23 protein-coding genes and 1 tRNA gene are annotated in these 24944 nt (G+C 69.3%); 9 read left to right on the top strand and 15 right to left on the bottom strand.

The annotated features are described in order from the left end of the window. Positions 1–164: 164 nt before the first annotated feature. Positions 165–725 carry a PH domain-containing protein gene (locus ACK4SE_RS12885; protein ID WP_409693396.1) on the top strand — a complete coding sequence of 187 codons (561 nt, stop codon included), beginning with the start codon at positions 165–167 and terminating at the stop codon, positions 723–725. Between the two features lie 393 nt (positions 726–1118). Here ACK4SE_RS12885 and pnp read toward each other — a convergent pair whose 3' ends face one another. The 10 genes from pnp to rimP form a co-directional block, all read right to left on the bottom strand. Beyond that, complete coding sequence (gene pnp, locus ACK4SE_RS12890) at positions 1119–3365, bottom strand: polyribonucleotide nucleotidyltransferase (protein ID WP_409693399.1); 2247 nt, start codon at positions 3363–3365, stop codon at positions 1119–1121. 219 nt (positions 3366–3584) lie between these two features. Continuing rightward, complete coding sequence (gene rpsO, locus ACK4SE_RS12895; protein WP_409693402.1) at positions 3585–3854, bottom strand: 30S ribosomal protein S15; 270 nt, start codon at positions 3852–3854, stop codon at positions 3585–3587. Between the two features lie 88 nt (positions 3855–3942). Next, positions 3943–4875: a tRNA pseudouridine(55) synthase TruB gene (gene truB, locus ACK4SE_RS12900; RefSeq protein ID WP_409693405.1), complete on the bottom strand. Its 933-nt coding sequence runs from the start codon at positions 4873–4875 to the stop codon at positions 3943–3945. Beyond that, positions 4875–5342: a 30S ribosome-binding factor RbfA gene (rbfA, locus tag ACK4SE_RS12905; protein ID WP_409693407.1), complete on the bottom strand. Its 468-nt coding sequence runs from the start codon at positions 5340–5342 to the stop codon at positions 4875–4877. Before rbfA ends, truB begins: the two co-directional genes overlap by 1 nt. A 64-nt stretch (positions 5343–5406) precedes the next feature. After that, on the bottom strand, positions 5407–6090 hold the full coding sequence (locus tag ACK4SE_RS12910; RefSeq protein WP_409693410.1) for a DUF2459 domain-containing protein: 684 nt from the start codon (positions 6088–6090) through the stop codon (positions 5407–5409). 3 nt (positions 6091–6093) lie between these two features. After that, a complete protein-coding gene (locus ACK4SE_RS12915) occupies positions 6094–6615 on the bottom strand; it encodes a hypothetical protein (protein ID WP_409693413.1) in 522 nt (173 codons plus the stop codon). An 85-nt stretch (positions 6616–6700) separates the two neighbouring features. Continuing rightward, positions 6701–9646, bottom strand: coding sequence for a translation initiation factor IF-2 (gene infB / locus ACK4SE_RS12920; protein WP_409693416.1), 2946 nt, complete (start codon positions 9644–9646; stop codon positions 6701–6703). 78 nt (positions 9647–9724) lie between these two features. Continuing rightward, entirely contained in the window at positions 9725–10420 is a 696-nt protein-coding gene (locus tag ACK4SE_RS12925; RefSeq protein WP_409693419.1) for an RNA-binding protein, read from the bottom strand. A gap of 18 nt (positions 10421–10438) precedes the next feature. Then, a complete protein-coding gene (gene nusA, locus ACK4SE_RS12930) occupies positions 10439–12238 on the bottom strand; it encodes a transcription termination factor NusA (protein ID WP_409693422.1) in 1800 nt (599 codons plus the stop codon). Further along, positions 12238–12804 (bottom strand): ribosome maturation factor RimP, encoded by a 567-nt coding sequence (gene rimP / locus ACK4SE_RS12935; protein ID WP_409693503.1) that lies wholly within the window; start codon positions 12802–12804, stop codon positions 12238–12240. Before rimP ends, nusA begins: the two co-directional genes overlap by 1 nt. A gap of 192 nt (positions 12805–12996) precedes the next feature. Here rimP and ACK4SE_RS12940 point away from each other — a divergent pair. Next, a tRNA-Leu gene (locus tag ACK4SE_RS12940) sits at positions 12997–13081 on the top strand. 32 nt (positions 13082–13113) lie between these two features. On the opposite strand, the gene ACK4SE_RS12945 is transcribed toward ACK4SE_RS12940, so the two are convergent. Then, positions 13114–14013 (bottom strand): LysR family transcriptional regulator, encoded by a 900-nt coding sequence (locus tag ACK4SE_RS12945; RefSeq protein WP_409693425.1) that lies wholly within the window; start codon positions 14011–14013, stop codon positions 13114–13116. 97 nt (positions 14014–14110) lie between these two features. Here ACK4SE_RS12945 and ACK4SE_RS12950 point away from each other — a divergent pair, with 97 nt between their 5' ends. The 5 genes from ACK4SE_RS12950 to ACK4SE_RS12970 all read left to right on the top strand — a co-directional run bounded on the left by ACK4SE_RS12950 (position 14111) and on the right by ACK4SE_RS12970 (position 19353). Continuing rightward, positions 14111–15217 carry an aldo/keto reductase gene (locus ACK4SE_RS12950; RefSeq protein ID WP_409693428.1) on the top strand — a complete coding sequence of 369 codons (1107 nt, stop codon included), beginning with the start codon at positions 14111–14113 and terminating at the stop codon, positions 15215–15217. Between the two features lie 213 nt (positions 15218–15430). After that, a complete protein-coding gene (locus ACK4SE_RS12955) occupies positions 15431–15838 on the top strand; it encodes a response regulator transcription factor (RefSeq protein ID WP_409693430.1) in 408 nt (135 codons plus the stop codon). Beyond that, positions 15813–16874: a YaiO family outer membrane beta-barrel protein gene (locus tag ACK4SE_RS12960; protein WP_409693433.1), complete on the top strand. Its 1062-nt coding sequence runs from the start codon at positions 15813–15815 to the stop codon at positions 16872–16874. Before ACK4SE_RS12955 ends, ACK4SE_RS12960 begins: the two co-directional genes overlap by 26 nt. Next, positions 16871–17932: a HEAT repeat domain-containing protein gene (locus ACK4SE_RS12965; RefSeq protein WP_409693436.1), complete on the top strand. Its 1062-nt coding sequence runs from the start codon at positions 16871–16873 to the stop codon at positions 17930–17932. The genes ACK4SE_RS12960 and ACK4SE_RS12965 overlap by 4 nt, the downstream gene beginning before the upstream one ends. Beyond that, on the top strand, positions 17929–19353 hold the full coding sequence (locus tag ACK4SE_RS12970) for a glycosyltransferase family 2 protein (RefSeq protein WP_409693440.1): 1425 nt from the start codon (positions 17929–17931) through the stop codon (positions 19351–19353). Before ACK4SE_RS12965 ends, ACK4SE_RS12970 begins: the two co-directional genes overlap by 4 nt. Here ACK4SE_RS12970 and ACK4SE_RS12975 read toward each other — a convergent pair. From ACK4SE_RS12975 to ACK4SE_RS12985, 3 genes are read right to left on the bottom strand one after another with little or no spacing between them, the layout of a single operon-like run. Further along, on the bottom strand, positions 19337–19618 hold the full coding sequence (locus ACK4SE_RS12975; protein WP_409693443.1) for an Hpt domain-containing protein: 282 nt from the start codon (positions 19616–19618) through the stop codon (positions 19337–19339). The genes ACK4SE_RS12970 and ACK4SE_RS12975 overlap by 17 nt on opposite strands. Then, entirely contained in the window at positions 19615–19998 is a 384-nt protein-coding gene (locus ACK4SE_RS12980; RefSeq protein WP_409693446.1) for a response regulator, read from the bottom strand. Before ACK4SE_RS12980 ends, ACK4SE_RS12975 begins: the two co-directional genes overlap by 4 nt. Next, positions 19995–22466 (bottom strand): CHASE3 domain-containing protein, encoded by a 2472-nt coding sequence (locus tag ACK4SE_RS12985; protein WP_409693449.1) that lies wholly within the window; start codon positions 22464–22466, stop codon positions 19995–19997. The genes ACK4SE_RS12980 and ACK4SE_RS12985 overlap by 4 nt, the downstream gene beginning before the upstream one ends. 357 nt (positions 22467–22823) lie before the next feature. On the opposite strand from ACK4SE_RS12985, the gene ACK4SE_RS12990 reads away from it, so the two are divergent. Then, on the top strand, positions 22824–23147 hold the full coding sequence (locus tag ACK4SE_RS12990; protein ID WP_409693451.1) for an HPF/RaiA family ribosome-associated protein: 324 nt from the start codon (positions 22824–22826) through the stop codon (positions 23145–23147). Positions 23148–23184: 37 nt separating this feature from the next. Here the strand turns inward: ACK4SE_RS12990 and ACK4SE_RS12995 are convergent, their stop codons facing one another. Next, positions 23185–24081: a methyltransferase domain-containing protein gene (locus ACK4SE_RS12995; protein ID WP_409693454.1), complete on the bottom strand. Its 897-nt coding sequence runs from the start codon at positions 24079–24081 to the stop codon at positions 23185–23187. Here ACK4SE_RS12995 and ACK4SE_RS13000 point away from each other — a divergent pair. Continuing rightward, entirely contained in the window at positions 24080–24898 is an 819-nt protein-coding gene (locus ACK4SE_RS13000) for a ComF family protein (RefSeq protein WP_409693457.1), read from the top strand. The two genes, ACK4SE_RS12995 and ACK4SE_RS13000, sit on opposite strands and share 2 nt — an antisense overlap. The last annotated feature ends 46 nt before the right edge of the window (positions 24899–24944 follow it).

Genomic DNA, 24944 nt, shown 5'->3' on the forward strand with positions numbered 1-24944 from the left:
TTCCGGGATGTGGGGCGTTTGCACTCATGACACATGTGTAGCGCGTAACGTTACACTATGCAAGAGGGCGGAGGTTTGCCGTGGTCGCTTCGCCGGGCACGCCCCCATTTGCTCCCCCCGCCCCGCCGCTGTATGGCGCCTGTGAACCAACCGGGGGGTGATCCATGTCTGCTCAGTCCATAGCCATCGTCGAGGCGCGGTTCAGTCCGAAGCTGAAGGTCTATTTCTGGCTCAGCGGGGCGCTGATCCTGATTGCGACGGTGGCGGGCATTCTGCTGTTGCCGTTCTGGCTGCTGCTGGGGGGCTGGTGGGCCTCGCGGTATCACGCCTCGCTGTCGTGCCGGCTGACCGACCGGAGTGTCGTGGTCGGCAAGGGGGTGTTCTTCAAGCAGGAGCTGACCATTCCCCTGGACAAGATCCAGGACATCTCCATCCGCGAGGGGCCGCTGCTGGGCGCCCTGGGGCTGCTGAGCCTGCGCATTGAAACTGCGGGGCAGAGAAGCGCGGCCACGGGCCAGCCCGAGGCGGACCTGATCGGGCTGATGGACGCGCGGCGGGTGCGCGACCAGATCCTGGAGCAGCGGGACCGGCTGGCGGAGCGGGGCTTTGCGACGCCGGCGGCTGTGGCTGCGCCGGTGGACGGGGCTGATGGGGAGCGGGCGGTGCTGGGGGAGATCCGGGATGCGCTGTTGCGGATCGAGGCGCGGTTGGGGGAGAAGGGTTGAGACCCTTAATCGAGCTGGATTGATCCGAAGATTCAATGATCCGTCACCCCCGGGCTTGTCCCGGGGGTCCACGGCGGATGCGGTTCCGGAAGGCGCCCGGTCGAGCCGGCCGTTCAGTCCTTCTCAGCTCGCGCCTGAGGCCGCAGTGGGTCCCCGGGACAAGCCCGGGGATGACGGGTTTTTGGGGAGGCGACCCTCACCCTGCGCGCGCCCCGGTCGCTTTCAGCGACCGGCCCCTCCACCACTTCGTGGTCCCCCTCCCCTGCGGCGCAGGGGAGGATGAGCGGTCTGCTCCGCATTCCGCTGCGCGCAGCCCTCTCCCAAGGGGAGAGGGAAGTAAAAAGGCCCCGGTGAGGGATCACCGGGGCCTTTCTCATTCAACGATCAGAGCGATCAGTCGCGACGGCGGCGGCCGCGGTCGCCGCCTCCGCGGTCGCCACCGCGATCGCCGTCACGCTTGGGACGGCCGCCGGTGTCGTCGGACAGGGGGGCTTCACCCCGTTCGGCGCGCTCGGCGTTGATCTTGTCGGTGATGTCCTCGCCGGTCTCCTGATCGACGACCTTCATCGACAGCTTGGTCTTGCCGCGATCGTCCATGCCCAGGAACTTGACCTTGACCTCTTGTCCCTCGGTGAGGACGTCGGCCGGGTTGGCGACGCGCTCGAGGTTGATCTGGCTGACGTGGACCAGGCCGTCCTTGGCCCCGAAGAAGTTCACGAAGGCGCCGAAGTCGACCAGCTTGACCACCTTGCCGGTGTAGATGGCGCCCGGCTCGGGCTCGGAGGTGATGGACTGGATCCAGGCCTTGGCGGCGTCGATCTTTTCCTGGTCCGAGGCGGCGATCTTGACCGTGCCGTCGTCCTCGATGTTGATCTTGGCGCCGGTCTTCTCGACGATCTCGCGGATCACCTTGCCGCCCGTGCCGATCACTTCGCGGATCTTGTCGACCGGGACCTTGATGGCCTCGATCTTGGGGGCGTAGGCGCCCAGCTCGCCGCGCGGCGCGTCCATGGCCTTGGCCATTTCCTGGAGGATGTGCAGACGACCGGCCGAAGCCTGGGTCAGGGCCTGCTTCATGATCTCCTCGGTGATGCCGGCGACCTTGATGTCCATCTGCAGGCTGGTGATGCCCACTTCGGTGCCCGCGACCTTGAAGTCCATGTCGCCCAGGTGATCTTCGTCACCCAGGATGTCGGACAGGATGGCGAACTCGCCGGACGGCTCCAGGATCAGGCCCATGGCGATGCCCGAGACCGGACGGATCAGGGGCACGCCCGCGTCCATCAGCGCCAGGGAGCCGCCGCAGACGGTGGCCATGGAGGACGAGCCGTTGGACTCGGTGATCTCCGACACCAGACGGATGGTGTAGGGGAAGTCCTCGGCGGTCGGCAGCATGGGACGCAGGGCGCGCCATGCCAGCTTGCCGTGGCCGATCTCGCGACGGCCCGCGCCGCCCATGCGGCCGGTCTCACCCACCGAATAGGGGGGGAAGTTGTAGTGCAGGAGGAACTTCTCCTTGTAGGTCCCGGCCAGGGCGTCGACGTACTGTTCGTCCTCGCCGGTGCCCAGGGTGGCCACGACCATGGCCTGGGTCTCGCCGCGGGTGAACAGGGCCGAGCCGTGGGTGCGCGGCAGGACGCCGACTTCCGAGACAATGGCGCGGACCTTGTCGAGGGCGCGGCCGTCGACGCGGTGGGCGTTCTCGATGATGTCGCGGCGCAGGACCTCGGCTTCACACTCCTTGAAGGCGGTGGAGAACTTGCCGGGCTCGACGCCGTCGGGGTTGTCGTCCGAGGCGATCAGGGCCTGGGCGGCCTTCTTCTTGGCGGTGTCGACGCCCGAGCGGCGGTCGTACTTGCCGGTGTGGGTGTAGGCGGCCTTGATGTCGTCGCCGACCAGCTTCTTGATGGAGGCGACCACGTCCGAGACGTCGTCGGCCTGGAAGTCGAAGGGCTCCTTGGCGGAGTGCTCGGCCAGCTCGATGATGGCGTCGATCACCGGCTGCATGCCGCGGTGAGCGAACATCAGGGCGTTGAGCATGATCTCTTCCGACAGCTCTTTCGCTTCGGACTCGACCATCATCAGGGCGTCCTGGGTGCCGGCGACGACCAGGTCCAGATCGGACGTGGGCAGCTGCTCCAGGGTCGGGTTGAGGACGAACTCGCCGTCGATGTAGCCTACGCGCGCGGCGCCGATGGGGCCCATGAAGGGCACGCCCGAGATGGTCAGGGCGGCGGAGGCGGCGACCATGCCGACCACGTCGGGGTCGTTCTCGAGGTCGTGCTGCAGCACGGTGATGACGACCTGGGTCTCGTTCTTGAAGCCCTTGACGAACAGGGGGCGGATCGGACGGTCGATGAGGCGCGAGACCAGGGTCTCCTTCTCGGTCGGCCGGCCTTCACGCTTGAAGTAGCCGCCCGGGATCTTGCCGGCGGCGAAGGTCTTTTCCTGGTAGTTCACAGTCAGGGGGAAGAAGTCCAGGCCCGGCTTGGGGGCGCGGCCGTAGACCACGGTGGCCAGCACGACCGTCTCGCCATAGGTGGCCAGCACGGCGCCGTCGGCCTGGCGGGCGATGCGGCCCGTTTCCAGGGTCAGCGGGCGCCCGGCCCAGTCGATGGTCTTGCGTTTGATATCGAACATTTTTTCTCTTTCTTGTCCCGAGGGCGAATTCCCTGCGGGGGCGGAGCGTCAGGCTTTGTTTCAGTCCTTCGGTCCCGAAAACCCAATCAGCGACGTCGCGGACCGGGCGGGTTGAGTGAGGACCGGCATGGCCCTCGCGTCATGGAGGCGTTCAGCCCCCGACCGCCTTGCGGCGGATAAGAGAAAGGGCCCGCACGCGGGCCCTTCCGTCACCTGAACCTAGCGGCGCAGGCCCAGCTTTTCGATGAGGGCGGCGTAGCGGCCTTCATCAACCTTCTTGAGGTGGTCCAGAAGGCCACGACGTTGCGACACCAGCTTGAGCAGGCCGCGACGGGAGTGGTTGTCCTTCTTGTGGGTCTTGAAGTGGTCGGTCAGGTTGGCGATGCGTTCCGTCAGGATCGCGACCTGGACCTCGGCCGAACCGGTGTCGCCCTCACCGCGGGCGTTCTCGGAAATGACCTCGGCCTTGCGTTGCGCCGTAATCGACATCGTAGATCCTTTCTTGCCCTACGCTTGGCCTGCGAGGCCTCGCTGCATGAGGGCGTTGGATGTTCCCTCGGCGCCGCCGTGGCGGGCTTCAGGACAGATTGAAAACGCGGTCGGGTTCGAGTCGACCGGCCCGCATCTGACAGAGGGCGACCAGGGTTCCGTCCTCGAACGCCGAAACGGTTCGCGAACCGGACTTGAGCCGGTCCTTGAGCGTTTCGACCTGTCGGGGAAGCAGAACGATCGGCCGTCCCTGCCGAAGCGAGAAGGCGTCCGATCCAGTCACGGCCAGGTCCGGGATGTCGTCCAGAGCGGTCGCGACCGGAAGTAGACCTTCCAGGGCGGCGCCCCTATACGCCAAATCCTCCAGCATTTCCAGCGTTACGGCGTTTTCCGCGGTGAAAGGTCCCACCCTTTCGCGGCGCAGGGCCGAGACATGGCCCTCTGCGCCCAGCATGACCGCCAGATCGCGGGCCAGGGAGCGCACATAGACGCCCTTGCCGGTGCGGGCGGTGATCTCGACATGGTCGGCGTCGGGGGCGTCCGAGACGGCGATCTCGTGGACGGTGACGGGGCGGGCCTTGAGCTCCACCTCGACGCCCTCGCGGGCCAGGTCATAGGCGCGCTGGCCGTCCACGCGGATGGCGGAGAAGATGGGCGGAACCTGCTGGATCTCGCCCGAGAAGGCCGGTAGGGCGGCGCGGACGGCCTCGACCGAGGGGCGGATGTCGGAGCGGGCCGTGACGGCGCCCTCGCGGTCAACCGACGCTGTGGAGACGCCCCAGCGGATGGTGAAGCGATAGACCTTCTCCGCATCCATCAGGAACGGCACGGTCTTGGTGGCCTCGCCGAGCGCGATGGGCAGAACGCCGGAGGCCAGCGGATCGAGGGTGCCCGCGTGGCCCGCCTTCTGGGCGTTGAACAAACGGCGGATGCGGCTGACCGCCTCGGTGGAGCCCAGCTCGATGGGCTTGTCCAGATTGACCCAGCCGTGGACCGGGTTGCCTCTCTTTTTCCGCGCCATCAGTCTTTCAGGCCTGCCGCGCCGTCGTCCTCGTCGTCGGCCGCTTCGATGTCCGCGCGGACCTTCGGATCGGCGAACAGCTGCTCCATGTGGCTGGCGGCGTCGAAGCTCTCGTCGTGGCGGAAGCGCAGGTCGGGGGTGAACTTCATGTCGATGCGGCGGCCCAGCACCCCGCGCAGGAATTTGGCGTGCGCGTTCAGGGCGTCGATGATCTCGGTCACGTGGCCCGCCGTGGGGGCAGCGTCGACGCCGGCGCCGAGGGGCTCGACGAAGCAGGTGGCGTGCTTCAGGTCCGGCGACATGCGCACCTCGGTCACGGTGACCGAGACGCCGGTCAGCGCCGCGTCGTGGATGTCTTCCTCGCGCAGGACCTCGACCAGGGCGTGACGGATCAGTTCGCCCGCGCGCAGCTGGCGCTGGCTGGGACCCTGGGGTGTGGCGTTGCGGGTGTGTTGCTTGCGGCCCATGAGCGCCTCCTTGACGCGCTTGCCGGGGATCGAACCCGGCGGGGGTAACGGGAGGGGGCGCGGTCTAGTCCCCTGAGGCCCTGATGTCCAGTTCCGAGGCCCGGCGGGCCGCCCCCATGACCTCGGCCGAGAACACCGACTGCACCGGCCGGACGGACACCCCGCCCGCGTGCAGAACCTCGGCGGACCAGTGATTGCAAAGGCGCAGGACCGAGAAGGTCTCGTGGCTGGCCAGGAAGACCGCGTCGTCGCCGGGGCGCCGGGTGGCGATGCGGGCGCGCCCGTTCTCCAGCGCCAGCGAGGCCTCGATGCGGTCGGCCAGGGCGTCGAAGGCGCGGGGCGACAGGGTCAGGCTCTGGCGGCGCTCATCGCTCCACGCCCCGGCGGGGTCGCGGCCGTAGGGGTCCAGCATGACCACAGACGGATTGCCGGGCCGCAGGAAGGCGCGGGCGCCGTCGGGCAGGCGGTGGTGGATCGGGCGCTGGTCCACATAGAAGCGGGCGTCGCCCCAGCCCGCCAGCACCCAGTCGCCGGGGGCCAGGTCCCGCACTGCTTCGGCCAGCGGGCCGCCGCGCGCCTCAAGCGGTGCGCGGGGCAGGGCGATGTCGGTGTGAAAGCCGTTGTCGAGAATGTGGAGGACGACGCCTTGCCCCGGCGCGGCGGGAGCAAGGGTCGGGTCGCCCGGCCGGGTCCAGGTCAGGAGCGCGGCGATCAGGCCGACAAGGGCGGCGAGGGCGGCGCCGCGCATGGCCTATTGGGGACGGGGGGCGCTGGAGGCGTCGCTGTCCGTCGGCGGGGCGTCGGTTCCGGCCCATTCGCCGCGGAACTCATAGCGCAGCGGCGCGCAGTGCCTGAACTGGCCGTCAGACCAGCGGCCCACGGCGTGCAGGGTCAGACCGCGGGGGCCGCGAATGCGGCTGGAGACGAACCAGGCTTCCTCGGAGGCGGGGCACAGGGCGTTGGCCAGGGCGCGGCCGTCGCCGTCGGGCAGGATACGGTAGACCGTACGCTCCTCTGCGCCGTCGGGCAGGGCGTCGACGACGCCATTGGGGCCGCCCCGCTCCAGGGCCGCCGAGCCGCGCCCGCCGGTGGAGAAAAGCCGCCGGATGGCGGTGCCCCCGAGAAAGCCGCGCTCCAGCTCCAGCGTGATGCCGCGCGTCAGGCTGAGCGTCAGCGGATCGGCCGGGTCATAGGCGTAGAACAGGGTCTCGGCGCGCGCCGGAGCGGCGGCGGTGAGCAGGGCCAGGGCGGCGAGGGCGGCGACGCGTTTCATGGCCGGCATTCTATACCCACTTGTGGCGGGAACAGGACCGTATCCGCGCATCCCGGCGAAAGCCGGTTTGCGCGGATATTGAACCCTACTCCAGCGTGCGCTGGATGGCCTCGACGGTGAAGCACTCGATGAGGTCGCCTTCCTTGATGTCCTGGAAGCCCTGGAAGTGCATGCCGCACTCCTGGCCCGACGGGACCTCGTTGACCTCGTCCTTGAAGCGTTTGAGCGTGGCGAGGGTGCCCAGTTCCAGCACCACCACGTCGTCGCGGATGATACGGACCTTGGCGCCCTTGCGGACCACGCCTTCGGCCACCCGGCAACCGGCGATCTTGCCGGTCTTGGAGATGTCGAACACCTGCAGCACCTTGGCGTTGCCCAGCCAGGTCTCGCGCTGGATCGGCGCCAGCATGCCGGACAGCACGCCCTTCAGGTCGTCGAGCAGGTCGTAGATGATCGCGTAGTAGCGGATCTCCACGCCTTCCTTCTCGGCCAGGTCGCGGGCCTGTTTGGAAGCGCGGACGTTGAAGCCGATGATCGGCGCGCCGGCCGACTTGGCCAAAGTCACGTCGCTCTCGGTGATGCCGCCGGCGCCGGCGTGGACGATGCGCGCACGCACCTCCTCGTTGCCCATCTTCTCCAGCGAGCCGACGATGGCCTCGGCCGAGCCCTGCACGTCCGCCTTGATGAGGACGGGCAGTTCCGAGACCTTCTTGTCCTGAAGCTTGGACATCATGTCGGCCAGGGAGACGGCGGCCGGAACGGTGGCCTTCTCGCGCTTCTTGCGGGCGCGGAACTCGGTCAGCTCGCGGGCGCGGGCCTCGCTCTCGACCACGGCGAAGGGCTCGCCCGGATCCGGGGCCTCGTCCAGGCCGAGGATCTCGACCGGGGTGGAGGGACCGGCTTCGGTCAGTTGCTCGTTGCGCTCGTTCAGCAGGGCGCGGACCTTGCCCCAGGCGGAGCCGGCCACGACGATGTCGCCGCGACGCAGGGTGCCGCGCTTGACCAGAACCGTGCCGACCGGGCCGCGACCCTTGTCCAGCTTGGCCTCGATGACCACGCCTTCGGAGCGGTGCTCGGGATCGGCCTTCAGGTCCATCAGTTCGGCCTGAAGCAGGACGGCGTCGATCAGGCCGTCCAGATTGGTGCGGTTCTTGGCGGAGATCTCGACCACCTGGGTGTCGCCGCCCAGGCTTTCGGCCACGATCTCGTGCTGCAGCAGCTCGTTGACCACCTTCTGCGCATTGGCGTCAGGCTTGTCGATCTTGTTGACCGCCACGATGATCGGCGAACCGGCCGCCTTGGCGTGACTGATGGCCTCCGCCGTCTGGGGCATGACGCCGTCGTCGGCGGCCACCACCAGGATGACGATGTCGGTGACATTGGCGCCGCGGGCCCGCATGGACGAGAAGGCCGCGTGGCCCGGGGTGTCCAGGAAGGTGACGCGCTGGTCGTCCTTCAGGCGAACCTGATAGGCGCCGATGTGCTGGGTGATGCCGCCGGCCTCGCCGCCCGCCACATCGGTGGTGCGCAGGGCGTCCAGCAGGCTGGTCTTGCCGTGGTCGACGTGGCCCATGATGGCCACCACCGGCGCGCGGGGCGTGGTGGCGTCCTGATCGGCCTCGTCGGACAGGAAGCCCGTCTCGACGTCGGATTCCGAAACGCGGCGCACGGCCATGCCGAACTCGTCAGCCACCAGTTCGGCGGTGTCTGAGTCGATCACGTCGGTGATTTTCATCATCAGGCCCTGACGCATCAGGAATTTGATGATGTCGACGCCGCGCACGGCCATCCGGTTGGACAGCTCCTGCACGGTGATGATGTCGGGAATGACCACTTCGCGCGGACGGTTCGGCGCGTCTGTGGAGCCGCCCTTGCGCTTTTCCTTCTCGCGTTCGCGGGCCCGGCGGACCGAGGCCAGCGAGCGGATGCGCTCGGCCGCGTCCTCATCACCTCCGGCCAGGGCCTGGATGGTCAGGCGGCCTTCGCGACGCTTGGGCTCGCCCTTGCCGCGCGAGACCGGCTTGGCGTCGCGGCGATCACGGTCGTCCTCACGGGCGCGGCCGAAGCCGGCCCCGGCGCCGGGGGCGCGGCTGGGACGGGCCACTTCGGGCGTGGCGGGGGGCTGGTTCGGAGCGCCGCGCGGGGCGGGCGCGCCGCGCCCCTCGGAGCGGTTTGCGCCGGGCGCCGGCTTGGGCGTCAGGGCGGAGTAGCGAACCGTCTTGGCGGGCGGAGACGACGGTGCGGCGGCCGCGGGGGCGTCCTGACGACCGCTCATGGCGGCCTCGCGGGCGGATTGACCGCCGAAGGCCGGGGGCTGCGGCCGTTCGCGCGGCGCATCCTTGCGGGGCGCGCGTTGACCGAAATTGACCTGGGGCGCGCGCTTGGGCGGCGCCGACAGGTCGGGTTTGGGTGCGGCAGGGGCAGCAGGCGCGGCCGCAGCCACAGGGGTCGGGGCCGGAGCAACCTCGGCCTTCGGCGCGGCCTTGGCTTCGACCGGCGCGGGCGCAGTCCTGGCTTCAACCGGAGCGGTTTCGGCGGCCTTGGGCGCTTCAACAGGCTTGGGCGCGGGCGCTTCGGCGGCGGCCCTGGCCGCAGCTTCCGCGTCCTTGCGGGCGGCGGCGTCGCGGGCGGCCTTTTCCTGCTCGGCGCGGGCCTGGGCCTCACGCTCGGCGCGTTCGCGGTTGGCCAGTTCGATGGCGCGGCGACGGGCTTCCATCTCCTCGGCGGACAGACCGCCGGGGCCCTCGGCGCGCGGCGCGCGCGCGGGCGGGGCCGACGGCGCGGCGGGCGCGGGCCGGTTGCGGGCCACGTCGAAGCCCTGCGGACGCTGAACGCCCGCACCGGCTCCCAGACGGCGCTTGGTCTCGACCACGACGGTCTTGGACCGGCCGTGGCTGAAGCTTTGCTTCACCGTGCCTGTGGACACCGAGCCCGCCTGACGCGGGCGCAGGCTCAGCGGCGCGCGCGGTCCCGTCGTGGAGGGGGCGCCCTGGGGCTTGCCGTCGGTGTTGTTGTCGTTCTCGTCGCTCATCCGGTCGCTTTTACTCGCGGCGGTCGCCCGCCCATTGGTTCAAAAACACAAACAGCCGTGCGTGGCCTCGCTTCCCTCTCAGGAAACGGAACCGCGCCCGTCGAAGGCTCCCGCTGGCCCGCTCTCAGTCACGGAATCGGGCCGGTCCGAAGACCCGGCCTGACGCCAGTCCTGGGGTCGGAGCGGTCTAAATCCCGCCAGTCGCCCGACCTCCTGGGTCCAGCGATCAGCCCGCCCGCCCGCAAGCAGGACGCTATGTATCGCATTTTCCAGCCCCAGGGCCAAACCCAAATCTTCGACGGTGAAGGCGCCGCACACTTCGGGGGGGCTGGGCTGGCGCGCGGCGAGGGCCAGAATCTTGCCGCGACCGTCCGCCGCGCCGTCCGCCGCCTCGATCACCCACGCGGCCTGGCCGCCCCGGATCGCCGCCGCAGACTTCTCGAAGCCCGAGATAAGCGCGCCTTCGCGGCGCGCAAGACCCAGCTGGTCCAGACAGCGCCGCACCAGCAGCCGTTCGACCAGATCGGCCAGCTCGGGGCCGGCCTTGAGGGGAGCCTTGGCGGCGCGGGCGAACAGGCCCCTTGCGGCGGCGGTGGAGACCGACGCGCGGTCCGCCGCCACCCACAGGCCCCGGCCGGGCAGCTTGCGCGCCAGGTCGGGAACCACCGCGCCGTCCGGTCCGGCCACGAAGCGGATCAGGCGTGATTCCTCCATGACCTCGCGGGTGACGAGGTCGCGGCGTTCACGCTCTGATGTGGCTGCGGCGAGACCCATGAACGGCTGCGGCTCCCATCACGCGTCGCGGGATTTTTCGAGGTCTTCGGCGAAGACCTCCGCGTCGCCTTCGGCCAGATCGGCCTCCTCGACACCCTCGTCGCCCTGCTCGGCTACGCTTTCGTCGGCCTCGCCGTCGCCGGCCTGGCCTTCGCCGCCGAACACGGCCTCGGCCTCGTCATAGACGCCCTCTTCCTCGTCGCCCTCAGGCTCCGGCTCGGGCTGGGGCAGTTCGGAGGCGTCGATCCAGCCGGCCGCCACGCGGGCCTGCAGGATCAGCATCTCGGCGTCTTCCTGGGGCAGGCTGAAGCTTTCCAGCACGCCCGGAACGCGGACGCGCTCGCCGTTCTTGACCTCGAAGCCGCCGCGGATCTCGTCGGTGGCCAGATCGGCCAGATCCTCGACCGTCTTGACGCCGCCTTCGCCCAGGGCGACGGCCATGGGCAGGGTCACGCCGGGGACTTCGAGCACGCCGTCCTCGACGCCCAGTTCCTTGCGCTTCGCATCCAGTTCGGCGGCCTGGCGTCCCAGATAGTCGTTGGCGCGGGCCTGCAGCTCCTCGGCGGTTTCCTCGTCGAAGCCCTCGATGTCGGAGATTTCATAGGCTTCCACGAAGGCCACGTCCTCGACGGTGGCAAAGCCTTCGGTGACCAGCAGCTGGGCGATGACCTCGTCCACGTCCAAGGCGTCCTGGAACAGCTGGGTCCGCTCGGCGAACTCACGCTGGCGGCGCTCGGAGTCCTGGCTTTCAGTGATGATGTCGATCTGCCAGCCGGTCAGCTGGGAGGCCAGACGCACGTTCTGGCCGCGACGGCCGATGGCCAGCGACAGCTGCTCGTCGGGCACGACCACTTCGACGCGGCCGGCTTCCTCGTCCAGAACCACCTTGGCCACTTCAGCGGGGGCCAGGGCGTTGACGATGAAGGTGGGCTCGTCCGGGTTCCACTGGATGATGTCGATCTTCTCGCCCTGCAGCTCGGCGACCACGGCCTGCACGCGCGAGCCGCGCATGCCGACGCAGGCGCCGACGGGGTCGATGGAGCTGTCGTTGGACAGCACGGCCATCTTGGCGCGCGAGCCGGAGTCGCGGGCGGCGGCGCGGATCTCGATGACGCCGTCGTAGACCTCGGGCACTTCCTGGGCGAACAGCTTGGCCATGAAGCCCGGGTGGGCGCGGCTCAGCATGATCTGCGGGCCCTTCACCTCGGGGCGCACGTCATAGATGTAGGTGCGGATGCGGTCGCCGATGTTGAACACTTCGCGCGGGATGGACTGGTCGCGGCGCATGACGCCCTCGCCCCGGCCCAGATCGACGATGGTATTGCCGTATTCGACGCGCTTGACCGTGCCGTTGACGATCTCGCCGACGCGGTCCTTGAACTCTTCGTACTGGTTGGCGCGCTCGGCCTCGCGGACCTTGCCCATGACCACCTGGCGGGCCATCTGGGTCTGCACCCGGCCGAAGTCGAAGGGCGGCAGCTCCTCGACATATTCCTTGCCCACCTCGGCCTCGGGATCGCGCTTCTGGGCGTCGGTCAGGCGCACCATGGCGGAGTCGTTGAACTCCTCCAGCTCGTCCTCGGGCTGCCAGTCGTCCTCGACCACCGTCACGTGACGGGTCAGGGCCAGCTCACCGGTCTTGGGATCGATCTTGGCGCGGATGTCGTGGTGCGCCCCGTAGCGCGACTTGGCGCCTTTCTGGATCGCTTCCTCGATCGCCTCGATGACGATCTCCTTGTCGATGTTCTTCTCCATGGCCACGGCGTTGGCGATGGAGAGCAGCTCCATGCGGTTGGCGGAGATTCCGGTGACAGCCATCAGGCTTCGTCCTCTATCTGGTCAGGTTCGGGTTCGCCGCGAGCGCGGCGGATCTCTTCGCCCCGCTTGAGCAGGGCGTCGGTCAGGATGAGCTTGGCTTCGGACAGCCAGGCGAAGGGCAGAAGGGCGGTGTCGTCCTCGTCCTCGAGATCGATGGCCACCATGGGATTGGCGCTGTCGGCGTCCTCGACCCCGGCCAGCAGGCCGCGGAAACGACGACGGCCCTCGACCATGCGGTCGGTTTCGAGCCGGGCCTCGTGGCCTTCGAACAGCTGGAAGTCGATCAGGCGGGTCAGCGGCCGGTCGATGCCCGGCGAGGACACCTCCAGCAGATACTCGCCCGCGATGGGATCGGCGGCGTCCAGCACCTCGCTGATGGCCCGGCTGAGCCGGGCGCATTCCTCGACCGAGATGTCGTGGTCGCTGGGCCGCTCGGCCATGACCTGCAGCCGCCGGCGCAGGGTGCCGCCCATCAGGCGCACCCGCACGACGTCCAGACCCAGCGTTTCCGCGATGGGGTCCAGAAGCTCGATCAGCATGCGGTCTTCGGCCGTCTTCGCCCGCAAGGCCATGCACTCCAATAAAAAAGCGGCGGACCCTGCGGCCGCCGCTCCGAAAAGCGTCGTCCGACGCCCGTCGATAACGATGTGAGCGGCCATATAGGCCAGCCCCGGCCCGTTGTCATCCCCAAACCACACCCGCCGGGCCGCAGAAACCGGATGCGCGCCCCGATTTCATCCGCTACAGGAGCCCCGGACGCGGGCGTGGCGGAATTGGCAGACGCGCCGGACTCAAAATCCGGTTCCGAAAGGAGTGTCGGTTCGACCCCGACCGCCCGCACCACTCCGGTTTTTCCCGGTTGCCGATCAGACCGCTCAGACGGGCAAGGCCGACTTCATCGCGTCGATGAACACCCGCAGGGCCGGCGGCGGATTTCGTCGTCCCGCGTAATAGAGGTAATTCGGCGGAAGCCTTGGACGCCAGTCGTCGAGCACGCTGGTCAGGGATCCCGACGCCAGATGAGGCGCGGCCTGGGTTTCCAGCACACAGGCGAGGCCCAGGCCTGCCAGGGCGCCCTCGCACAGCATGTCGATATCGTTGGTGACGAAAGACCCGGTGACATCCATCGTCGTGGTCTGGCCGTCCCGCTCGAAGGTCCACCGGTAGAGCGATCCCGCTGTTGGAAGGCGGTAGTTCAGGCAACAGTGGGTCTGCAGGTCCTGCGGCGTGTCCGGTGTTCCGGCCCTGCGCAGATAGGCCGGCGCGGCGACGATGGTCAGACGCACGCCGTCGTCGAGCCGGACCGAAACCATGTCCTGCTCCAGCGAGGGCAAGCGTCTGATGCCGGCGTCGAACCCCGCCCGCACGATGTCGATCAGACCATCGTCGACGACCAGTTCGACGGTAACGTCGGGCCAGGCTTCCGAGAACGATTTCAGGCGGGGAAGCACCAGGCCGAAGGCCGCCGAGCGATGGGCGCTGACCCTGACGCGGCCAGCGGGTTTCGCCCGGTCGGTGTCCAGGGCGGACAGGGCGGCGTCCACCTCGGCCATGGCCGGGCGAAGACTGGCGAGCAGACGTTCACCAGCCTCGGTGGGCGCCACGCTGCGGGTGGTGCGGTTGAGCAGCCGCATCCCCATTCGCGCCTCCATCAGACGCATCCTGTGACTGAGCGCAGATGCCGTCACCCCGAGGCCGGCGCCGGCCCGGGTGAATCCTCCAGCCTCCACAATGGCGGCGAAGATGGCCAGATCGTTCCAGGTGTCGCGGTCCATTGTTGAGTCCTGCTCAAAGGGTCTCGTAGCTAATGGCCGCTACCGCTCAACGGCCTATATGTCCAATTCAGGCTCCGGATCAGACAGGAGCTTCGCCATGTCCCTCGCCCACTATCGTCCCCTCGGCCGTTCCGGTCTGATCGTCAGTCCGCTCGCCCTGGGCACCATGACCTTCGGCGTCGGGCGCTGGGGCATGGAGCGCCCCGACGCCGAGGCCGTTTTCGACGCCTATGTCGATGCGGGCGGCAACCTTATCGACACCGCCGACGTCTACGCCGGGGGTGGCGGCGAGACGATGCTGGGCGAGATCATCGCAGACCGCCGAAATCGCGATCAGCTTGTGTTGGCGACCAAGTCGGGGTTCGCCGCCGGACAGGGCGCGCATGCGGGTGGCAACGGCGCCAAACACATCCATGCCGCCCTCGAGGGCTCGCTGCGCCGGCTGAAGACCGACTATATCGACCTGTACTGGATCCATGTGTGGGACTCGGTGACGCCGCCGGAGGAGCTGCTGGAGACCATGTCGACGCTCGTGCGGGCGGGAAAGATCCGCTACTGGGGCCTGTCGAACACCCCGGCCTGGTATGTCGCCCGGATCGTGACCCTGGCCGCTGCGAGCGGGCGGCCCGGACCGATCGCGCTCCAGTATTTCTACTCCCTGGTCAGCCGCGAGATCGAGGCGGAGCACGTCCCCCTGGCGCTGGACACCGGCCTTGGCGTGATGCCCTGGAGCCCGCTCGCCTATGGTCTGCTGACCGGCAAGTATGACCGCGCGACGGTGGAGGCGGCCCCGTCGCGAGCCGGCGGCCTGACGATTGAGGCGGCCGACGGAACGGCGAAGGCCGAAGGCGGCGCCCGGCTGGATGGCGCCAACCCGTTCGGCGACACTCTCTTCACGGAGCGCAACTGGGCTATCGTCGACGCGCTGAAGGCCGTGGCGTCCGAGATCGGTGAGCCGCCTGCCCGGGTCGCCCTGGCCTGGGCGCTCTCGCGCCCGGCGGTGGACACGGTCCTGATCGGCGTCAGCCGGGTCAGCCAACTTCAGGACAACATCGGCGCGGTCGGGCTGCATCTGTCCCCGGGGCACATCGCCGCCCTCGACCAGGCCACCCGGCCCGACCTTCCCATGATGTACGGCCTTTTCAGCGATGAGATGCGCCGGCAGGTCGTCTATGGCGGGGCGGAAGTGCTCACGCGCCGCTAGCGAGGAAGGCGGGTCGGTTCCGCCCTGCTGCCTGCCCCATAATGAAGCCTGTGATTGCAGAGCGGCCAGACACGCGGCACATCTTCAGCAAGCGCCATACGTCGTCCATAAAAGTCATGGCAGCGGGCGCTCGCCCGGACACCAGGCCTTGATTCACAGTTCCCGCTGCCTCATTCCCTCCCCGGAGGGGCGCGCCGATAGTGGGAGTGAGACATGGCACGCATACTGATTGCCGACGACGATCCATTGCTCCGGGCGCTGTTGCAGCACAAGCTGGGGGCGGTTGATCATCAGGTGCTTTCCGCAGAACATGGGGGCGAGGTGATGGCGATGGTTCGCGACCACGGACCCGACCTGATCGTGCTCGACGCCATGATGCCCGTGATGGACGGGTTTGAGGTCCTGCGCCGCCTGAAGACGGAGGGCGACCTGCGCGACATCCCGGTGATCATGCTGACCGCCCTGAAGCGGCAGGAGGATGTGGTGGGCGCGCTTCAACTTGGGGCCGCAGACTATCTGGCCAAGCCGTTCATCCCCGACGAACTGGTCGAACGTATCCGCCGCATCCTGGGCGCACCGGACATGGAGCAAGGCGATGATCGTTCAAGACGTCCCGGCTGAGGTCCGCACAGACCCCGCCGCTCTCTATGACGCCGCCGTGGCTGACCGCCGCGCGGGCCTCCATGGCGAGGCGCTCGTCAAGCTGGATCAGTTGCTGCGGCTTCAGCCGGGCAATGTGGACGCGCGGCTGAACCAGGGCCTCTCCCTGCTGGCCCTGAACCGTCTCGACGAAGCCGAGGCGGCTTTCCAGACGGTGCTGGCTGCGGCGCCGGACTATGTGGACGCCCGTCTGGGCCTGGCGCGGGTGGCGCAGCGCCGGGGCGACCTGGCTGGGGCGAGAACCGAAGCGGGACGCGCTGCGCTGGCGGCGCCGGACCGCCCCGAGGTGATCGCCCTTGTCCAGGCCCTGAGGCCGCCGCCCCCCTGGCGGGTCGATCTGGACGTGTCTCGCAGTCGGCTGGGAGCAGGACTGCCGGACTGGACCGAAGCCCGGCTCGGGGCCATCCGCACGCTGGATGAGCGCTGGAGCGTCGGGGCCGCCGCCGAATGGACCGAACGGTTCAACAACGACGACCTGTTCATCGAGGGACGCCTGGATCGTCGCTTCGCCCGGGGCGGCGTCTATGGCGCGCTGGGCGGGGCGCTGGAGGCGGACTATCGGCCCGAGATTTCCCTGCGCGCCGGCGGCGATGTGCGGTTGTCGCCGGTGATCAGCGCGACACTGGACGCGTCGGCCGCCCGCTTCGCCAGCGGCACAGTGTCGAGCCTGCAGCCCGGTCTGGCCGCCGATCTGGCCGAGGGACGGCTGCGAGTGGCGGCGCGATGGATCAATGCCTGGGACGAGACGGACCAGCGCCGGACCGGCTATGCCGTCAGTGCGCAATGGGCGGCGACCGATCGCCTGCGCCTGCGCCTTGATCACGCCGATGCGCCGGAGACCAGCGAGGGCGTCACGGTCGATGTTCGCGCCGTCAGCCTCGGCGCTGAAATCGATCTGACCGACCAGGTCAGCCTGCGGCTCGGCGCCCTGCACGAAGACCGCGGGGCCTACGACCGGGAAGCGATCACCCTGGGTGTGGGCTGGCGGTTCTGGTGACCATTCTGGCGTTCCTGTGGTGGAGTTCGCTTGCCTTGTGCGTGGCGGCGCTCGGCTGGATGGCGGGGTTGATCGTGGCGCGCCTGCTCCGCGAGCGACGCGACGCCGGCCGCGGGGCGGACCAGCAGCGCGTCCGGGCCTGCTTTCTGGAGATCATGGCCGGCGACGCCGAGGCGGAGCTTCGGCTGAGGCCCTACAGCCGCCGCGCCCGGCTGATGGCGGAAGCCTTGCTGGAGATGCTGGGCATGGTGCGGGGCGCAGAGCGGGAGCGACTGATCGAATGCCTGGCCCGGCTCGGCGTCCACGATCGTCTCAGAACGCGGCTTCACCGGGGCAGCGAGGCTGGCCGCGTCGCCGCCGCGGAGGCTCTGTCGGCCTTTGCTGACGTGGCCACGGTCGAGGCCTTGCGGGACGCGCTGAAGCGGTCGCGGTCCGGCGGCTTCCGGGTCGCGGTCCTGACCGCCCTGCTGGACATGGACGCCGCGCCGCCGCTCGAGTCCCTGCTGACCGAGATCACCGCCCAGGGCCTGCAGGACTCCCTGCTCTATGCGCCGGTGATCCGGCGCGCGGCCGCCGCGTCGCCGCTTGAGGCCCTGGACGTCTTCATGCTCGGCAGGGTGACCGTGGACGCCCTCGCCGTGCTGGCGGACGCCCTGGGCGCATCGGGTGACTATCGGGCCATCGAGCCGCTGATGAAGGCCGCCGCCGCGCCTCAACTGGAGCTTCGCATCGCGTCCGTGCGCGCGCTGGGGCTGCTGGGTCATCCGTCCGCCGAACCGGCCGTGACGCGCGCCTTTTCCGATCCCGCATGGGAAGTGCGTTCAGCCGCCTGCGAGGCCGCCGGACGGATCGGACTGGTCCAGGCGACGCCGCTGCTGATCGAGGCGCTGGCCGATCCCGCCTGGTGGGTGCGGTTCCGGTCGGGCGAGGCGCTGGGGGCGATGGGCGACAAGGGTGTGGCGAGCCTGCGGCTGGCGGTGACGCTTGATCAGGGCGTGGCCCGCCGCGCGGCTTCCCTCGCCATGGCCGAACGCGGCCTTGAGGAGATCGCCTCATGACCCACGACGTCGCGGTCGTCATGGTGGCCTTCGCCCAGGCCACGGCCCTGTTCGTGATCGGCACGGGGCTGGCCCAGAATCTGATCTATCTGATCCAGTTGCTGCTGGCGGCCAGCGCCCTTTCGGCGCGGCCGTCCATCCCGCAGTCCGGCGTGCTGTGGCGGCGCTATGCCGAGGCGTCCCCGCCGATTGCGTTGCTGGCCCCCGCCTATAACGAAGCCATGACCATCGTGCAGAGCGTCCGCTCGCTCCTGTCGCTCCGCTATCCGGGCTTCGAGGTGATCGTCATCAATGACGGATCGAAGGACGCCACCCTCCAGGTCCTGATCGACGCCTATGACCTCAGGCCCGTGCACCGCCACTACGACCAGGCCCTGACCCACGAGCCCATCCGCGGCATCTACGCCGCCGCCCACCAGCCGCGCCTGATCGTCGTGGACAAGGCCAATGGGGGCAAGGCCGACGCGCTGAACGCGGGGATCAACGTTTCCAGGGCGCCGATCTTCTGCTCGATGGACGCCGACTCGCTGCTGGAGCCCGACGCCTTGCTGCGCGCGGTCCGGCCCTTCGTGGAGGATCCCGAGCGCACCGTGGCGGTGGGGGGAACGGTGCGTGTCGCCAACGGCTGCGTCATCCGCGACGGTCAGGTGCTGGAGGTCAGGCCCCCGCGCAACCTGCTGGCCCTGTTGCAGACGGTGGAGTACCTGCGCGCCTTCCTGATGGCGCGTCTGGCCTGGAGCCGGATCAACACCCTGACCATCATCTCGGGCGCCTTCGGCCTGTTCCGGCGGGCAAGGGTGATCGAGGCCGGCGGCTATACGAAGGGAACCGTCGGCGAGGACATGGAGCTGGTGGTCAAGCTGCATCGGCTCATGCGCGATCAGCGCCTTCCCTACCGCGTCGCCTTCGTGCCGGAGCCGGTCTGCTGGACCGAGGCGCCGGAGGATATTCGCGTTCTGGCCCGCCAGCGGTCGCGCTGGCATCGCGGCGCGCTGGAGACCTTTGAGCGTCACTGGGACGTGATGTTCAAGCCCCGCTACGGGCGGCTCGGCCCGGTCGGGTTCGGCTACCTGTTTCTGGTCGATGTGCTGGGGCCGATCGTGGAACTGCTGGGCTATGTGCTGATCCCGGCCTTCTGGTCGCTGGGCCTGCTGTCTCTCGACTATCTGCTGGCGTTCCTGGCGGTCAGCTTCACCTTCGGGGTGGTGATTTCGGTGGGGGCGCTCGCGCTGGAGGAGTCCGAACTTCGGCGGTTCCCGAAGGCCCGCCATCTGGTTCTGCTCACGGGCGTCGCCGTGCTGGAGAACTTCGGCTATCGCCAGATCAACAATCTGTGGCGGCTGTGGGGGCTGTGGCAGTACCTGCGGCGCAGCCAGTCCTGGGGAACCATGACCCGCAAGGGCTTCAGTCCTCCGGCGTGAGCGCCTGCCGGAGGGTCTGGGCCAGGTGTTCGGCCTGGGCGCGGTCCGGCGCCCCGCCATCGGCGAAGGCCTCGTCCGCGACGGCGGCGGCGGCGCTGATCTCGGGAAAGCCGAACGTGCCGGCCGCCCCGGAGAGGCTGTGGGCCAGAAACCGCATCTCGTCCGAGCCCAGCGCGTCGGACGCCATCAGGCGCTCAAGCCGGTCCAGATCGCCGGCGCAGCGCTCCAGGAACCGCGCCTTCAGGGCCGCCAGCATATCGGTCATGGCTGCGCCGCCAGGATGGCGCGCACGTCGCCGGCCAGGCTCATGGGATCGAACGGCTTGGTGATGACGTCCAGGGCGCCGAGCGCCCGGTAGTGATCCACCTCGCCGGACTGGGCCCGCGCCGTCATGAAGATGACCGGGGTCGCCTGATGCTCCGTCCGCTCGCGGATGCGGGCCAGGGTTCCGGGGCCGTCCAGATGCGGCATCATCACGTCCAGCAGGATCACGCCGGGCCTGAGCCCGCCGTCCAGCTCGGCCAGCGCCGCCTCGCCGGAGCCGGCGGACGTGACGGTAATGGCGGGGTCCAGCTCGAGCGCGAACGCCGCAACCTCGCGGATGTCATCCTCGTCATCCACGTGCAGGATGGACAGGGCGGTCATGGGCGGCCTCCGGGGCGACGGGTCAGGCGGCGCACCGTGCGCGCCAGCTGGGTCAGGGACATGCGCGACTTGGTCAGGACCGCGCGGACGGCGGGCGCCGTCTGGCTGTCCATGTCCTGGGCGGAATAGATCACCACGGGGATCGTGCCGCCGTCCTCGTCGGTCAGTTCGGGCAGCAGATCGAGGCCGTGGCCGTCGGGCAGGGCGAGATCGAGGATCACCAGATCCGGGCGTCTGCCGGCCAGCGCCGTGCGGGCTTCGGCAAGGCTGCCGACGCCGATGACCTCCACGGACCCCAGGGCCTGGCGCGTGACCTCGAGGATGTCGGGATCGTCGTCCACATGCAGGACCAGCGGCTTGCCGTTCGCCTTCATCAGGGACTGGACCGCCAGCCGGAGCCGGCTCTGGTCGACCGGTTTCTCCATCCAGTCCGCCACTTCGAGCGACCGGCCTCGTACCTTTCCGCGCGCCACGTCGCCGGAAACCACGATCACCGGCATGGCGCGCGTTTCTGCGCCGGCCTTCAGGGCCCGGATGAGGCTGACGCCGTCGGCGTCCGGCAATTGAAGATCGACGAGGGCTGCAGCATAGGCGCCCGCCCGCGCCATCGATAGGGCATCGCGCGCCGTCCCGGCCACATCGGTCTGGTAGCCCTCGTGAGCGAGCATTTCCGCCAGCACCTGCGCGGTGTCGGGATCATCCTCGCAGATCAGCACGCGCCCGGTCCCTTCGCCGGGTTCCGCCACAGACTGCTCCAGCGGCAGGTCGAGGTGGAAGGTCGCGCCCTCGCCCTCGACGGACTCGAACCAGAGCCGGCCGCCGTGGCGTTCGGCGATCTCCCGGGCGATGGCCAAACCCAGGCCTGTGCCGCCCTTGGCACGGGTGTCAGTAGAGTCCGCCTGGGCGAACTTGCCGAAGATGCGCGCCCGGAACGCTTCCGGTATGCCCGGTCCGCGATCGATCACGCTGAGCCGGGCGATGCGGGTCTCGGGGTTGACCGTGACGGTGACCTCGCCGCCGGCGGGCGAGAATTTGGCCGCATTGGACAGCAGGTTGGTGACCACCTGGATCAGGCGGTCGGCGTCGCCGCGCACCGGAGCGGCGCCCCCGTCCGTCAGGACGAGCGCGACGCCCAGCTGGTCTGCGTAGCCGCGCACGCCCTCGATCGAGCGCGCCGCGATCTCTCTCAGGTTCAGCGGCGCCATGGCCATGACCAGCTGGCCGGACGCCATTTTCTCCACATCGAGAATATCGTTGATCAGCCGCACCAGACGCTGGCTGTTGGAATGGGCGATGCCGATCAGGCGCGCCGCCTTGTCCGGCAGCTCGCCCCCGGCCCCGCCCGCCAGCAGGCCCAGCGAGCCGGCGATCGAGGTCAGGGGGGTGCGCAGTTCGTGGCTGACGGTGGAGACGAAGGCGTCCTTCATCTCCTCCACCCGACGGCGCTCGGTGACGTCACGGATTACCGCCACCACATGCCGGCCCGTGGGCAGGTCCATGGCCCCGAGGGCGACGTCGGCGGGGAAGGCGCCCCCGTCCTTGCGCTTGCCGGTCAGTTCGCGAAGCAGGCCGTCGTCCAGCGCCCCCTGGCTGGCGTCGAGCCGGTCTAGAAAGGATCCCTGGCCGTTCGCGGCCACATCGATCAGCAAGCTGACATCGCGCCGCCCGACCTCCCCGGCGCTCCAGCCGAACATGCGTTCCGCTGCGGGATTCAGGGTCTCGATGCTGCCGCTGGGGTTGAGGGTCACAATGGCGTCGAAGGCGCTGTCGAGGGTGGCGCTGTGGCGCGCGGCGGCCACTTCCAGACGCTCCAGGAAAGCGCGACGCGTGGCGAGGTAACGCCAGATCATCATGGCCGTGCCGGCTGCGGCCAGAACCAGGGCGGCGAACAGGACGATGACCATGCGCTCCGCGCGTTCGGTGCGGGCATGAGCACCGGCGGACAGGACCTGGAGACTGGCGGCTTCCCGCCGGGTCATGCGATCGACCACGAGGCGAATTCCATCCATGACCGTCCTGCCCTCTCCGCTGGACACAGCCGCCACGGCGTCGTCCACGTCGCCCGCCTCGCGCAGGTCGATGCTGGCTTCCAGGGTCAGCCGCTTGCGCGCGATTTGTTGGGACAGGTATCCATGATCCGCGATCTGTTCGTCGTCGCCCTCGAACAGGGTGCGAAGGGACTGCATCTGGGCGTCCACCTCGGTCATCGCGCGATCGTAGGGCTGCAGGTAGCGTTCGTCGCCGGTGATGATGTAGCCGCGCTGGCCGGTCTCGGCATCCTGCATGAGCGAGAACACCGACTGGATCTGGAGCCGGGTGTCATACGACCGCTGGACCTCGGTCCGCAGGGCGCCCGCGTTCGCGAACTCGCGGCGCAGGTCCAGCCCCGTGAAGACCAGAAGGACGGCCAGGATCGCAGACACCAGCACCACGACCAGCCGGAAGCGCCGCTTGTCGGGTCGAGCCACGCGAGCGGTCATCGGTCAGCCCGGGTGCAGCGATACAGGTCGCGCCCGGTCATGAAGGTCTGTGTCATCGAGAACGGTTCCTGGCGGCATCTGGAGGGCATGCTGACGCGCAGGGATTACCAGGTCGTGAGCGGGCAGACGTGGGCGGCCGAAGAGCGGCGCGAGACGCTCGCCGACGGGCTGGTCACCGGGCCGGACGAGCCTGTTTCAGAGCGGTCAAAAGCGCCACCGGAGGGCGCGGCGCCGTGTCGCCGCCCCGCATGGCAACCTTGGCGACGGGCGCGGGTTAGCTTTGGCAGACGTCCCGGGCAGACTTCAGACAAGGGCCTGTCCGGGCTGCAACACTGAGGAGACACCATGGAAATCCAGATCAACACCTCGAACAATCTTGAAGGCCGCCAGGCGACCACGGAAAGACTCGAGGCCCTGGTGGCGGAGCGCCTGTCGCGCTTTGGAGATCGACTGACGCGCGTCGAGCTGCATGTGGGCGACGAGAATGGCGAACGAAACAACGGCGCCGACATCCGCTGCCAGATCGAGGCCCGTCCGGCGGGACATGACCCCGTCTCCGTCTCCGAACAGTCCGATACGATCGATCAGGCGGCTTCAGGCGCCCTCGGCAAGTTGACGACAGCGCTGGAGCGCACGTTCGGCAAGGCGACGAACCGCAAGGGGCACTGATTTTTCCCTCGCCCGCCCGCGCCCTCTTTCCTGAAAGTCAGCCGTCGTCCTCGCCCGTGATCTCGCGGGTGTTGAGGGCGTCGGCGAGGCGGACGGTGGCGGAGCCGCGGCGGGCGGGCCTGGGCTGGCTGTGGTGGGGGGCCCAGCCGGTGAGGTGGATGATTTCGAAAGTTGCGCAGATTCGGCCGTCCGGGTCGGCGTGGCGGGCGGCGTAGAGCGCGGCGGCGCGGGCCAGGACGTCGCGGCGGACGGGGCGTGCGGGTCCGGCCAGGGCGCTGGTCTCGCCCATGGCGCGCAGGTCGCGGACCAGGGCGGGCAGGCCGGAATAGCGCACCGTGATGCGGTCCACGTCCACGGCGGGCAGGGCGAAGCCGGCCCGCTGCAGCAGGGCCGCGCCGTCGAAACCGTCGGCGAAGGGCGAGATGCGGGCCTGGGCGCCGCCGGTGATGTCCAGCTCGGCCTCGGTCAGGACGCCGCGCAGTTCGTTCAGGGTGGTCCCGCCGAACAGGGCGCCGAGGAACAGGCCGTCGGGCTTCAGGGCGCGGCGGATCTGGGCCAGGGCGCCGGGCAGGTCGTCGGACCAGTGCAGCGACAGCACCGACACGATCAGATCCGCCGATCCGTCGGCCACCGGCAGGGGTGCGGACGCCGGCTGGGCGCGCACGGCCGCGTCCTCGATCACCGACACGGGGCCGAGGCGGGCGACGCCCTCCTCCCGGGCCACGGCCTCGAACAGGCCGGGGTGAGCCGAGACATCGACGGCGACGTCAAAGTCGCGCAGGATGAATTCCAGATCCTGGGCCATGTGCCCGGCGGCCCGGCGGTGGAGGAAGTCGGCGTTGGCGAAACGACCCGCAGCGCGGGCCAGTCGGGCGACGCGACGGCGGGGATCGAACAGGCGCGGGGGCGCCGAAGGGGAAGCGGGGGCGGACATGAGCCTTCTAGATGGCGGCTGGCGGCGGCGATGGGAAGACGCGCGTTTGCCCGAATTGGGCGGCGCGGCCCGGCGCATGGCCGTGACCATGGGGCGCACGGCGGCGGACGCCCTGTTTCCTCCCGTGGCGTGGGACGCCAGCGAGCCGGCTGGAAGCTCCGGGCTGACGGCGGATGGGTTCAGCCGGGCGACCTTTCTGGAGGCGCCGGTGTGCGACGGCTGCGGGGCGGGCTTCGAGTTCGACGGCGGCGCCTTTGCGGCGGACCGTTGCGCGGCGTGTCTGGCGCGCCCCTACGCCTTTCAGCGGGCGCGGGCGGCCTGCGTCTATGATGACGCCTCGCGCGACCTGATCCTGAAGTTCAAGCACGGCGACCGGCACGAGCACGCGCCCCTGTTCGCTCGCTGGATCAGCCGGGCGGCGGCGGACCTGATCGCCGATGCCGACGCCATAGCGCCGGTGCCGCTGCATCCCTTTCGCCTGATCTCACGCCGGTTCAACCAGGCGGCCGAGATCGCCCGGCCGCTGGCCAGAATGAGCGGGCTGGCCTATTTGCCAGACGCCCTGGTGCGGGAGAAGCGCACGGACAGCCAGGGGGGCAAGAGCGCGCGTGGACGACGGCTGAACGTGCGCGCGGCCTTTTCAGTGACGGAGGCGGGCCGAAAAGACGTCAAGGGCCGCCGCGTCCTGCTGATCGACGATGTGCTGACCACCGGGGCCACGGCGGAGGCCTGTACGAAGGCCCTGATGGCGGCCGGGGCGCGGGCGGTGGACCTGGCGGTGGTGGCCCGGGTGCGCACGGCGCGAACCCTCTCGTGATTGAGGCGCTTAACTCGGGCGCGCCGACACCCTAGATATGGCGCCT

This window comes from Brevundimonas sp., from assembly GCF_046293315.1.
Classification (GTDB): domain Bacteria; phylum Pseudomonadota; class Alphaproteobacteria; order Caulobacterales; family Caulobacteraceae; genus Brevundimonas.